Here is a 12,833-nt window from a genome sequence, read left to right on the forward strand (position 1 = left end):
GCTCTTTGGGTTTTATATGTTTTATATTTAATTACGCCTAAGTAGCTGGGCATAATTAAAATCCAGATTAAAAACCTGTGGCGCACGCTCTGCGTGCGCCACAGGTTTTTGGGTTTTATATTTAATTGCGCCTAGCTACTTAGCTACTTATAAAAATAAAAAAATGAATCGCGATTTTGTCTCCATGCGCTTTTTTTGCCTTAAGTTGCTATATTAGGCACTTCCATAATTTATAAAGCAATAATTTCTTTATAAAAGTGTTCTATGCGCGAACTATACCCAGCAATCGAGCCATATAGACAGGGACTGTTACCCGTTTCTGATTTGCATACAATTTATTTTGAGGAATCAGGAAATCCTCATGGTAAACCCGTCATCATTTTGCATGGTGGTCCTGGGGGAGGAAGCCAGCCCATTTATCGCCAATATTTCGATCCTCACCGATGGCGCATCGTCCAATTCGACCAACGGGGTTGTGGCAAAAGCACTCCCTATGCCGAACTAGCCGAAAACACCACTTGGCATCTAGTGGAGGATATTGAGACCTTACGCAAACACCTCAATATCGATCGCTGGGTTATATCGGGGGGAAGTTGGGGGAGCGCCTTAACTCTTGCCTATAGCCAAACCTATCCCGATCGCTGCCTAGCCTTAATTTTACGGGGTATTTTTATGCTGCGCCCCAAGGAACTGGCATGGTTTTATCAAGAGGGAGCAGGTTATATTTTCCCAGAAGCTTGGGAACAATACGTTGACTTGATTCCCATTGAAGAACGTCACGATATGATAGCCGCTTACTATCGCCGTCTCCTGAGTGACGATCCCCAAGAGCGATCGCTCGCTGCAAAGACTTGGTCAATTTGGGAAGCCAGTACGAGTAAACTCATTGCTGACTTACAACTAATCCAACGTTTTGGTTCCGATCAATTTGCTGAGGCTTTCGCAAGACTCGAATGTCACTACTTTGTCAACAAGGGATTTTTTCACTCAGAAAATCAGCTTTTAGACAATCTCGATCGCATTCGCCATATTCCTACGACCATTGTTCAGGGGCGTTATGACATAGTTTGTCCAATGTTTACCGCTTGGGAACTGCATCAAGCCTTTCCTGAAGCAGATTTTATCATTGTGCCTGATGCGGGACATGCCATGACAGAGGTGGGTATTCGTAGTGCGTTGATTGAAGCAGGCGATCGCCTGCTTCAATCAGCAGCAACATTCCAGACGAGTCCCTAGCCTCCATATTCTCCTTACATGGTGTTCTAAGTTATACCAATTCACAAAAGTGTTGTCACACGTTCGTGAAGTAAAAACCGAACCTAGTAAGGGTTTGAAAAGCCCAAAATGGCTATGCCACTTTTAGTTTTGGTATTATCCCGCAAAACTTCATCTTCGGTAAATTGTGACAGGTTGAGACGCAAAACATCTAACGAGTAAGTTAATGGCAGTTAAAAAACAATTAAAAACTAGCATTAGTATCATTACTCAATTTTATCCGCCAGACTATGCCGCAACTGGACAGTTTGTCTATGATTTAGCTGGAGCGTTAGCTCAAGAAGGATTTGATGTAAGTGTATTCACGGGAATGCCAGGCTATGCCTTTCGGCAAACAGATGTCAAACATGAAGAACGGGATAATGGCGTATTGGTAAGGCGCACTGGCTCGATTCACCTCATGTCTAAGCGCATTCGCAATAAAGTTTTTAGCAGCGTCCTCTTTATCATTCGTTGTGTCATTAAGCTGCTTCGCAAAGATATTCGCGGCTCTCATTTAGTCCTAACCTCAGCCCCGCCATTTTTGGGATTAATTGGATGGCTTTACAACAAAATTTTTGGACATAGCTATAGCTGCATTATTTATGACATTTATCCTGAAGTCGCTGTACGTCTTAAGGTCGTTCCCTCGGATCATTTGATTGTCAGATTTTGGGAATTTGTCAATCATAAAGTGTGGCATCGCGCCGAGTCCTTGATCGTTTTGAGCGAACCGATGCAGCAGCTACTAATTCAAAAACATCGAGATCTCGCCGACAAGATTCACGTCATTCATAGCTGGGCTGACCCGAAATTTATTAATCCGATCGCCAAGTCAGACAATTGGTTTGCGAAACAATATGATTTAACGGATTGCTTTGTGGTGCTTTATTCAGGCAACTTGGGACGATGCCATGACAACAAGACTATTTTAGAATGCGCTCAGTTATTAAGCTATCGGTCAGATATCAAATTTGTATTTATTGGTAATGGGGTTGGTTCTCAAGTTATTAAACAGGCGATCGCTACAGGGGAGCTTACGAATACCTTGCAATTGCCCTATCAAGATCGTGAAGTTTTGCCATTTTCCTTAACCGCTTGCGATCTGTCGTTAGTAAGCATTTTGCCTAATGTTGGCGATACGATCGCCCCCTCCAAGATCTACGGAATTCTTGCGGCGGCAAGACCTGTAGCCGTCATCTGTCCTGAGAATAACTATTTACGAGAGTTAGTTGCTGAGGGTGATTGTGGTGCTTGTTTTGACAATGGTCATGCCCAAGAACTAGCCGATTACATTTGTTGGCTTGCCGCAAATCCTCATATTCAATCAACATTGGGGCGAAATGCTCGTCGATTATTAGAGCGTCGTTATACTATCGATCGCGCAATTCCGAAGTATATAACTGCACTGGGTTTAAGCGAACAAAGCTCCTTATCAGTCGAGCAAACTCAACAGAGCTTTCATAATATCTAAAAATTATGGCAGTCACCGCTTGTCATACCAAGTTAAGAAATGGCTACGCCATTTCTTAACTTGGTATGTAGTTGGGCATAATAAAACCCCCAAACCCTGTATCGCACGCGCAGCGTGCGATACAGGGTTTGGGGGTTTTATATTTAATTGCGCCTAGCTACTTATTGGGATAAATGCTTGCTCGATATAAGCATGTAAGCAAAATTCCGATCCTGTGCGGCGGACTAGGGCAACATCAAATCGGCAGGCAAGTTGGGCTAAATGGGGATGTTCGCTCAAAAATATTGATGCGGCTTTAACTAACTTAGCTTGTTTATGCGGAGTGATGGCGAGACTGCCATCCATATCCCAACTGCGATCGCTGCGAGTTTTTACTTCAATAAACAATAGCCATTGGCGATCGCGGGCAATTAAGTCTAGCTCACCCCAAGGACAGCGCCACTGGGTTTCTACAATTTCCCACCCATTAGTTTGTAGGAGCTTGGCTACTAATCCCTCTCCGCGATCGCCCACTGATTTGGTCATACACTTAACCTGAGGATTCAGCTATTATCCAGTTAAACCAATTCAAAAAATGGCGCTGCCATTTTTTGAATCTCAAAACCTTATACCAAGTTAAGAAATGGCTACGCCATTCCTTAACTTGAAAACCCCTACTAGGTTTAGTTTTTAATTCACGAAAGTGTTGTCACACTTTCGTGAATTGGTATAGCTACAGTCACTTGACTTAGGACAAATCAAACCCCAAGAATTGACTGGCGGCGCTTCGCGCCGCCAGTCAATTCTTGGGGTTTATATCCTAGTACAATTGGCGACAGCTATATAATTTGAAACGGGCTTTGAGAAAGGGTTTGCTTAACCCGAACTGACTTTATTTACGGACTATGGTTTGTGCGCCATTGACGATCTCGATTTTCATGCCCAGCTTATCGAGTTCTTGGGCAACGATCTGGACGGTTTTCTTGTCCATAGCGTTTTGCAAAACAAGTGACCAAGCACCAATCTGAGCCTTGGTCAGATCGCGTTTTTCCTCAAGCCATTGTGCTGATTGGCGGGAAAATTCCGCAGCTAGTTTGGGATCTTCGACCATTTTTTTGCCAGATAAACTTGCTTTGTCTGCCCATTCCGCTGCTTTGAGGTAGGAATCTCTTGCGCCTTTAGCGTCACCCAAAAATAACAGTTGATCGGTTGCTCTATATCGCCAAACTGTATAGGCGTTGGGCTGTTGTTCGGGATCTAGCGATCGCAGACCCTTCGCGTATATTTCGTTAGCCTCCCTAGGAACCCCCGCAAACATCGATACACTGGCTGACAAATATATATAGCTACTCACAAATCGCGGGTCGCGTTCGATAATATTTTCAAAGTAGCGCGGGCTCAGGCTATATCCAGTTTGAAAATTGTTTCGCGAAATATCATCGCCAAAGTACTGCAAAAATTGCAAAAATGCAAAATTGGCAATCATATTATTAAACCCCAGTCCTCTTGGGGGCAACTGCCGAATCAATTTCAGCCTTGCTTCTTCTTCTCTAACTGCTTTACGAGTTTCTTCTAGGGTTTGTCCGCTTAATCTTTGATTTAATTTGGGGATTTGCAAACTGAGGGCGATCGCTCCAAACAGGGCGATCGCTCCCAAATTAATAGCAAGGTTACGAAACCGCATCTGACTTACTTGCCTTCAGAAATAAATGTATCTTTACTCAGACTATCAATCAGTTTATTACTTGGCGAACCGTCAGCGGGCGTAATTGTATAAAAGTTTTGCGCTCTGACGATCGCATTACGAGTTTCAGCAGACAATACGCCATCAGCCTTCCCATTGTAAAAGCCCCTCTGGGTTAATAAGCGTTGTAGTTCAGTAATTTGAGGATTACCTGTATTGCTAGCGGCGGGTGTTGGCGCGGTAGTTGCGGCGGGTGTTGTGGGTTGGACTTGAGGAGTTACTTGAGGATTAGCTGTGGGAGCAGGAGTTGCTTGGGTAGTTGGCTGAGGAGTTGCTTGAGCCGAAGGGGTTGCTGCGGCCTGCGGCTGAACGCGAATTTGTGGTTGTAGCTGGGGTTGAGGAGTAGCTTGGGGCTTAGGTTCTACACGAACGCTGGGTGTCGGAGCGGTATTTACCGAGACTTGCTTCTTCGGCGCACCAGATTCTAAAGCTGCGATCGTCCTCGCTCCAGCAATACCATCTGGGGTTAAGCCATAGGCTTTTTGAGCGGCAATAATTGCTTCTTTTGTACGAGAACCTAGAAAACCTGTAATCGGACCATTATAAAATCCCCGATCAGTCAGTAAGTTTTGTAAGTTAGCCACTCCACCATCATTGATATCTGGTGTGGTTTTAGCTGCTTGATTATTGCTTGTCGATGGATTGACCTTAGGAGCAGTAGGTCGCGCATCTTTTTGCAATGCGGCAATGGTTTGAGCGCCAGCAATACCATCGGTTGTCAAGCCATAGGCTTTTTGTGCAGCAGCGATCGCGGCGTTAGTTTGCGCTCCTTTGACTCCATCGATCGCGCCATTGTAGAAACCACGCTTAGCTAATAGCTCCTGCAATGCGGCTACATCTTTATCATTGGTAGTTGCGGATTTAGTTTCAGGATTCTTGCTAGCAATATTGACGGTGCTACTACCAGATTCTAAGGCAGCAATAGTTTGTGAACCTGCGATGCCATCGGCAGCTAAACCATAGTTTTTCTGAGCAGCCACGATCGCTAAACGCGTTTGTGGTCCCATAATGCCATCGACAGCACCATTATAAAAACCGCGCTTACTTAGCAATGCTTGCACGTTAGCGACTTCATCACTTTTTGTCGTGGTACTGCTAATGGGCGTTACGGCAGATTTATTCCCACCATCGGTTTCTAAAGCAGCTAGGGTTTGGGGTCCAGCCACACCATCGGGCGTGAGATTATAAGCCTTTTGGGCTGCCACGATCGCAGTGCGAGTCTGCGTTCCCATAATGCCATCGACAGCACCATTATAAAAACCACGGTCAGCAAGCAATTTCTGAAGATTCATCACCGCTGATGAACCACGGCTATTCGTTTCGCCAATGGCAACGGTGGTATCGGCAACATCAGCTTTGGGGGCGATTGCTTCTTTCCCATTTTCAAGAGCCGCAATGGTTTGACTACCCACAATGCCATCGGGGGTAAGCCCGTAAGCCTTTTGAGCGCGAAGGATAGCATTTTTAGTTGTCGATCCAGCAACGCCATCGATCGCGCCTGGATCGAAGCCATTTTTGGATAGGAGGGACTGGATGTACTTCACATCCGAGGAAGGTGCTTCGGCAGCTAGGGCATTGAGGGTCGAACCTAAACCAACTAGTAGAGTACTACCCGTTAAAAGCACGCTAAAACTCAGCTTGGCTGATTTAGTCGTTAATTTCTTAGACCATGCAGCAAAAGATTCGGGGATCTCGCTAGTGATCGCATCGTCTGTGTAAGTAAATTCTTCTTGGATGTAAGCTAGAAGTTCCATAATTAGACCTTTTGGAGATTAGGGATTGAGAGTCTTAAAACTGAGAAATATGCTGAAAAATATGCCGAGCTAGAAATTAAGATTGGGAATATTTGTGAATTGGGAATAGTTGTTAATTAGGTAGAATTAGAACTTTTGGCGGCGGGGACAGGCGCATTTTGACTGGAGCTAAGTGCTTGCTGTGTATTTTTTAAGGGTACATTGCCACCAGACTGAGCATTGGGAGTACTTTGGGGGCTATTGGGAGCAGCTTGGGCAACATTTTGATTTTGAGAGCTATTTTGAGACTTTAGCGCTGTAAGCAATTCAGGGCTCAATGCGCCAGTCGCGGGCTGCCCGTAGGCAAGTTGCGCTTTTAAAATACTGTCCTTGGTACGAAGATCGTATTGACCGTTAAGTTCAGCCCCATAAAAACCACGCTCTTTGAGGAATAATTGAGCGTCTACCACTTCTTGGGGAGTTGGCGATCGCGGTAAAGCTGGCTGGGATAGAGGTACATTATTTCCACCCGCTAGTAAGGAACGTGTCGTTAAGGGACCAACAAACCCATCTGGGGTTAAGGCGTAGGCTCGCTGGGCTCTCATGATCGCCTCAGTCGTGGATTGACCTATTTGCCCATCAATTTCACCTTGATAAAAGCCCCTTTGCTTTAGCAATAACTGTAAATTGCCAATCTCGCTTAACTCTGAACGCGGGGAATTAGGTGTTTGAGAATTAGGTGTTTGAGAATTAGGTGTTTGAGAATTAGGTGTTTGAGAATTAGGTGTTTGAGAATTATCCGATCGCACGATCGTAATTGTCTGATTGGGGCTTTGGCTCGAACCCTGATTTTGGGAGGTGTTATTATTTTTCTCTGTCGGTGTGACTGGTTTCTGAGGAACATTGTTGGTTGGCGATGAATTTCTTAGCATGACCAAGGTTTTCTCCCCAGGAATACCGTCGGCAACTAGATTGGGTTGTGTCCTTTGAAAATCAATTACGGCTTGTTTGGTAGCACCGCCATAGACCCCATCAATATCGCCCACTGCAAAGCCCCGCTGAGCTAATAAAGTCTGTACCTCCAACATATAACTGGTATCGCAAAGATATAGGTTGGTGCACCAAGGAGCCACATTAACCGAAGGCTCCAGAACGCGAGCCGATGCAGGTGCAGAGTTCCAGCCCCACCCACCAAGACTGGTAAGGGCGATCGCTGATAGCACATAGGCTTGCCATTTAATCGCAGCAAAGTTCCAATCAAGTCCATGGCGATCGCTATCAGCAAACTCAACAGAAATGAGCAGTTGGCGATCAGATGCCCCCTGATTGGTTTGTTCGTACGCCCATGCATCATATATATATGCTGCAAGTTCCATAGGTGCTACCAAAATAATTGAGGTATACCTTATTTTAAACGATTTTTTCTGGCTTCTTATGTCAAAAAATGTATATAAGTAGCTAGGCGCAATTAAATATAAAATCCAAAACCCTGTAGCGCACGCTGCGCTTGCGCTATAGGGTTTTAGATTTTAATTATGCCCAGTTATTAGGTTTATTTTTTAATTCACAAAAGTGTGACAACACTTTTGTGAATTGGGATTATAGCTACAGTCACTTGAATGAGGAAAAATCAAACCCCAAGAATTGGCTGGCGGCGCTTTGCGCCGCCAGTCAATTCTTGGGGTTTATGTCCTAATACACTTGGCGACAGCTATATATTCAATTAGGTGAGAACAAGCCCAAAATAGAGTTGCGGCGCTTCGCGCCGCAACTCTATTTTGGGCTTGATGGTGAATATATAGCTGCCGCCAACTGCATCAGGACATAAAACCTCAAAGAGAGTTGCCGCGCTCCGCGCGGCAACTCTCTTTGAGGTTTTTGGCAGCATAGAGCTATAGCTCTATGCTGACCTTGATATCCTTGATATCGTAATTTTGAGGGCTGTCGGCAACCTTCGGTTGTGGGATAAGGTCGCCTTCGTACCTAATGCCCATATTGATGACCTTGTCTTGCTGCTGTTCGGGGCGCGATCGCTCAACGCCTCTACGACGTTCTGAGGTGCGGACTTCGCTTGTGCCTTCAGTAACTACCTCATAGAGAATCGCCTGTTTATTTACATCCTTGCCCCGTCGCAGCACCCGTCCTAACCGCTGAATGTATTCACGCGCCGAGCCTGTGCCCGATAATAGAATGGCAATACGCGCCTCAGGCACATCAACGCCCTCATTTAAAACATGGGAAGCCACTAGGGTTTTATATTTGCCTTCACGGAAGAAGGTTAATATTTCATGTCTTTCCTTGACGGGAGTTTGATGGGTGAGGGCAGGAATTAATAATTCCTGCGAAATTCGATAGACCGTGGCATTGTCGTTGGTAAAAATCAGAATGCGCTCTGGAAAATGTTGTGCCAATAAATCCGATAGGACAAGTAATTTTGATTCCGTTCCTAAGGATAATTCCTTCGATTCTCGGTGAGCGAGCATAGCGCTACGTCCTGCTTGCGATCGCGCACTTGCCTGTACGAATCTCTGCCACCCCTCCAAGCTGCCAAGAGAGATTTTCGCTTCCTTTAAAAACTGGTTGCGGGTTTGGATTAAGGCTTTATAGCGATCGCGTTCTTGGGCAGAGAGAGAAACCTTGATCTGGACGATTTTATGTTCGGCTAAGGCTTTTCCTGCTAACTCTTCGGCAGATTTACGATAGACTTCTTCACCGATCAGCATTTCTAAATCGCTATGTTTGCCATCGCTGCGTTCGGGAGTGGCGGTTAAACCAAGCCGATAGGGGGCGATCGCATATTCGGCAATCACACGATTAAAATCCGTAGGTAAATGATGGCACTCATCAAATACGATCAAGCCGTAAAGATTACCTAAAGTTTCGGCATGGATTGCTGCGCTGTCATAGGTGGAGACTAAAATCGGTGTGCGATCGCGCGCTCCACCTCCCAATAACCCGATCTCCACATCGGGAAAAGCCTCTAATAAGTGGGCATACCACTGATGCATCAAGTCAAGGGTCGGAACAACTATTAAGGTGCTGCGATTAGTTAATTCCATCGCTAACTGAGCCAAATAGGTCTTACCTGCGGCGGTGGGCAAGACCACCACCCCCTGCTTGCCAATCCGTTGCCACGCTGCTAAAGCCTCACTTTGATGGGGGTAAGGCTCCATTTTGCGCTGTGAATTTAAGCCCTGTGGATTTAAGTTGAGTTCGCTATAGCCCCTCGCAAGATCTTCGATCGCAATCTCGTCTGAGCGCAAATTCAAAATTAATTCGCGATAGCAATAGGCCGGAATGCGAAATTTCTCAATGCGATCGTCCCATGTGGCGAATTCGATCCATGCTTTGCCCTTAGGCGGTGGATGGAGGATTAAGGTGCCGCGATCGTAAGTTAGTTTAGGAAGCCGAGGCATAGTTGAATTTCAGACTCATTCAATTGTATAGCTACAGTCACTTGCCTTAACACAAATCAAGCCCCAAGAATTGACTGGCGGCGCGAAGCGCCGCCAGTCAATTCTTGGGGCTTATATCCTGAAAAATTAACGAATTTCGGGAGATGGGGTTACCCGTTTTGGAGAGGGAATTAGATAGGCAACCACCGCACCACCGACAAATCCTGCAACATTGCGAACTACGGGAACCCACTCATTAGTGCGCGTTAATACGGGACCTAAGCCGAAGGAAATAAACAACATTCCCCATAATGGTGTGAAAATAAGCGCCCATTTCCAAGCAAAGATTTCGCCTTCCTTGCGAGGATGTCCTGCAAACCCAAAGACCACGCCCCCAACAATCGAAGTAATCAAGGTCAGGATCCATTGTTCTTGGGGTATTCCTGGTACAACCGCACATCCATCTTGATCGAGACAAGTAGCGATCGCATCAATAGAAGACAATATCGATTGATCGTATCCCTGCTCGCGGACATAGAACTGATTGCCATAGCGCGACTGGAGCTCGATCCAGAAGCTGCGAGATAGGAGTGGGTACACCGCATCCCCCACGCTAAAATTAAGTAAGTTCCGCCCACGGGAATCAGCAACTAGCATGACGCTTTGGTCATCCAGTCCCCAAAAATCCTTAACGGCTCGACCGGGAGTCCGATCAACTTGGGTCAATACCCGCAGTTTCCAACCTGTCTGTTCTTCAAATTTAGTTAGTTTTTGATCAAGGGCTAATTCTTCGGAATCGGTTAAGAATTTACCAAGATCGATCACATTTGTATATTTTTCTGGTAGTAGCTCAGGGGCATCAAAAGCATGAGCATTAGACATAGGGGTAAACGCGATCGCGATGGGCAGAAGTATGGCGATCGCGATCGCGCTAAATCTCCAAGCAAGTTGCTGAAAGGTGGATCTAATCATGATTTTTGTTAAAGGTTTATCTTAATATTTCTTAATATCTTAGCAGCAGTATATAGTTAAAAATACTCTCTCTCCGTATTATTTCCTATGGCAAGCCCAATTCAGTGGTACCCAGGTCATATCGCCAAGGCTGAAAAGCAGTTGTTAGAACAACTAAAACTGGTTGATGTGGTCATTGAAGTGCGCGATTCGCGCATTTTGATGTCTAGTAAGCACCCCAAAATCGAAAAGTGGGTGGAGGGAAAGTCTCATATTTTAGTATGCAATCGTATTGATGCCATATCGTCATCGGTGAAAATGCAATGGACTCGTTGGTTCACCGAACAAGAGCGCATGGCTTATTTCACTGATGCGCAAGCTGGTAAAGGCATGGTGGATCTCCTCAAGGCGGCGCAAGTAGCAGGCGAGAAGGTTAACGAACGGCGGCGTGGTCGCGGTATGTTGCCCCGTCCCGTCAGAGCAGTGGTAGTGGGATTTCCTAACGTTGGCAAATCAGCCCTCATTAATCGGCTACTCAAGAAAAAAGTCGTCGCAAGTGCCAATAAACCAGGCGTAACTCGCCAACTCCGTTGGATTAGGATTTCCGATGAGATCGAATTATTAGATACTCCAGGCGTAATCCCACCGTTGCTCCACGATCAAGATGCTGCCTTGAAATTAGCGATCTGTGATGATATCGGTCAAGCCGCCTATGACAACGTACTCGTCGCCGCCGAAGCCGTAGATTTGTTGATTCAACTGAATGTCAAACTTAGTAGTCGTTATGCGATCGATCCGCAGTCTGTCAGCTCAGGAATTGAGTATATTCACGAAGTTGCGGCTCTAAATAAGTTTCAAGGAGATTTAGATAAAGTCGCGCGATTGATTTTATATGATTTTCGGAAAGGGAAGTTAGGGGCGATCGCTTTAGAAATGCCACCTCAGTAAGATCGTCAAGTCGTAATAAGATTTATAGTTAGGAAGGGTTTTAAGGTAAAACTCAGACAAAAACTGGAAAAAATTTTAGAAATCTTAATCAAACAAATTCAAAATATAGCTATATTCAGTAATGGTCGGACAAATATGAAACCCAATAGAGAGTTGCGGCGCTTCGCGCCGCAACTCTCTATTGGGTTTCATGTCCTGACTTAAGTGAATATATCCATAAATTCAAAACAAATTCAAATCCATGACAAGCAAAATTTATTTAAAAGGGGTTAAAGCCTATGGCTATGTGGGGTATTTGCCTGAAGAAAATGTATTAGGACAATGGTTTGAAGTGGATGCAACCCTGTGGGTAGATTTTGAAAAGGCGACTCATAATGATGACATTGAAGATACCGTCAATTATATTTCCTGCATTCGCAAGATTGAGAACCTCACGCAAACGCATAAATTTAAGCTGATCGAGCGTTTAGCTGGTGCGATCGCCGATAGCCTTCTCGGAGACACCAAAATTACTCAAGTTGAAGTAAAAATTATCAAGCACCCGCCAATTCCCAATTTCCTCGGTTCTGTTGCCGTCGAAATCGTGCGATCGCGCGATCAAATCTCATCGACAAATGCTGTAACCCAACTACAAGCAACCGCTGAATCTCCATCGAAAGCTAGCCCCAAAACAAAAGCAATCAGTGATTCCCCAATCTCCAATTCCCAATCCCCAATTCCCGATTCAGCCCCATCGAAAATCATCAGCATCCATACCGATGGCGCTTGCTCTAAAAATCCAGGTCCTGGTGGCTGGGGTGTAGTCATCCATTTTAATGATGGTAGTACCAAGGAAATCGGTGGTGGGATTCGCGAAACTACCAATAATCAAATGGAGCTGCAAGGGGCGATCACAGCCTTAGAATTTCTCGCTACTCACAAGCAATCTACACCTGTCGATCTTTATACCGACAGTAAATATGTCCTCGATGGGATCACTAAATGGATTAAGGGCTGGAAAAAGAACGGCTGGAAAACTAAGGACAATAAGCCCGTCAAAAATCAAGAACTTTGGCAACAACTCGACCCTCTCAATTCATCAAATATTCGATGGCATTGGGTAGAGGGACATTCTGGTGATCCTGATAACGAGAGATGCGATGCGATCGCCCGTAGCTATACTGCTAAGTATATGTAGTTAAGACTAATCTTAATAAAAAGGGAAGGAGTCGAAACATTAAAAAGTTATCCTTAGTGGTGCAGAAAAGTCTGGAAAAGGTTGCTAGGCATAGAGTCTCAGAATGAGACAAGAGGGATAAAAGGGGCAAGAGATGAGATACTCAAGTTCCTCAACAAAAGATCTTATCCATGCCCCA

11 protein-coding genes are annotated in these 12,833 nt (G+C 45.2%); 4 read left to right on the plus strand and 7 right to left on the minus strand.

The features are described from left to right. The first annotated feature begins 264 nt into the window (after nt 1-264). Together pip and PseudUWO310_RS21670 are read left to right on the plus strand one after the other, a co-directional pair. Nucleotides 265-1,236, plus strand: coding sequence for a prolyl aminopeptidase (gene pip, locus PseudUWO310_RS21665; protein ID WP_143190437.1), 972 nt, complete (start codon nt 265-267; stop codon nt 1,234-1,236). A gap of 205 nt (nt 1,237-1,441) precedes the next feature. After that, the gene (locus PseudUWO310_RS21670; RefSeq protein WP_143190438.1) at nt 1,442-2,728 is read left to right on the plus strand and encodes a glycosyltransferase family 4 protein; all 1,287 of its coding nucleotides are present in this window, start codon (nt 1,442-1,444) and stop codon (nt 2,726-2,728) included. 153 nt (nt 2,729-2,881) lie between these two features. Here the strand turns inward: PseudUWO310_RS21670 and PseudUWO310_RS21675 are convergent, their stop codons facing one another. The 7 genes from PseudUWO310_RS21675 to PseudUWO310_RS21700 all read right to left on the minus strand — a co-directional run bounded on the left by PseudUWO310_RS21675 (nt 2,882) and on the right by PseudUWO310_RS21700 (nt 10,551). After that, on the minus strand, nt 2,882-3,253 hold the full coding sequence (locus PseudUWO310_RS21675) for a YraN family protein (protein ID WP_143190439.1): 372 nt from the start codon (nt 3,251-3,253) through the stop codon (nt 2,882-2,884). Nucleotides 3,254-3,599: 346 nt separating this feature from the next. Beyond that, nucleotides 3,600-4,391, minus strand: coding sequence for a hypothetical protein (locus tag PseudUWO310_RS21680; protein ID WP_143190440.1), 792 nt, complete (start codon nt 4,389-4,391; stop codon nt 3,600-3,602). Nucleotides 4,392-4,396: 5 nt separating this feature from the next. Then, entirely contained in the window at nt 4,397-6,205 is a 1,809-nt protein-coding gene (locus PseudUWO310_RS21685; protein ID WP_143190441.1) for a peptidoglycan-binding protein, read from the minus strand. A gap of 116 nt (nt 6,206-6,321) precedes the next feature. Continuing rightward, nucleotides 6,322-7,560, minus strand: a complete 1,239-nt coding sequence (locus PseudUWO310_RS21690) for a peptidoglycan-binding domain-containing protein (protein ID WP_143190442.1) — start codon at nt 7,558-7,560, stop codon at nt 6,322-6,324. A gap of 347 nt (nt 7,561-7,907) precedes the next feature. Then, nucleotides 7,908-8,072 (minus strand): hypothetical protein, encoded by a 165-nt coding sequence (locus tag PseudUWO310_RS23130; protein ID WP_190316118.1) that lies wholly within the window; start codon nt 8,070-8,072, stop codon nt 7,908-7,910. A gap of 4 nt (nt 8,073-8,076) precedes the next feature. After that, nucleotides 8,077-9,600, minus strand: a complete 1,524-nt coding sequence (locus tag PseudUWO310_RS21695; protein WP_143190443.1) for a DEAD/DEAH box helicase — start codon at nt 9,598-9,600, stop codon at nt 8,077-8,079. 126 nt (nt 9,601-9,726) lie between these two features. Further along, nucleotides 9,727-10,551, minus strand: coding sequence for a TPM domain-containing protein (locus PseudUWO310_RS21700; RefSeq protein ID WP_143190444.1), 825 nt, complete (start codon nt 10,549-10,551; stop codon nt 9,727-9,729). An 87-nt stretch (nt 10,552-10,638) separates the two neighbouring features. Between PseudUWO310_RS21700 and ylqF the strand changes: the two genes are divergently transcribed. Together ylqF and rnhA are read left to right on the plus strand one after the other, a co-directional pair. Further along, nucleotides 10,639-11,478, plus strand: coding sequence for a ribosome biogenesis GTPase YlqF (gene ylqF, locus PseudUWO310_RS21705; protein ID WP_009627938.1), 840 nt, complete (start codon nt 10,639-10,641; stop codon nt 11,476-11,478). A gap of 241 nt (nt 11,479-11,719) precedes the next feature. Then, the gene (gene rnhA, locus PseudUWO310_RS21710) at nt 11,720-12,655 is read left to right on the plus strand and encodes a ribonuclease HI (protein ID WP_143190445.1); all 936 of its coding nucleotides are present in this window, start codon (nt 11,720-11,722) and stop codon (nt 12,653-12,655) included. Nucleotides 12,656-12,833 lie beyond the last annotated feature (178 nt).

The sequence above is a fragment of the Pseudanabaena sp. UWO310 genome, assembly GCF_006861605.1.
Lineage (GTDB): Bacteria > Cyanobacteriota > Cyanobacteriia > Pseudanabaenales > Pseudanabaenaceae > Pseudanabaena.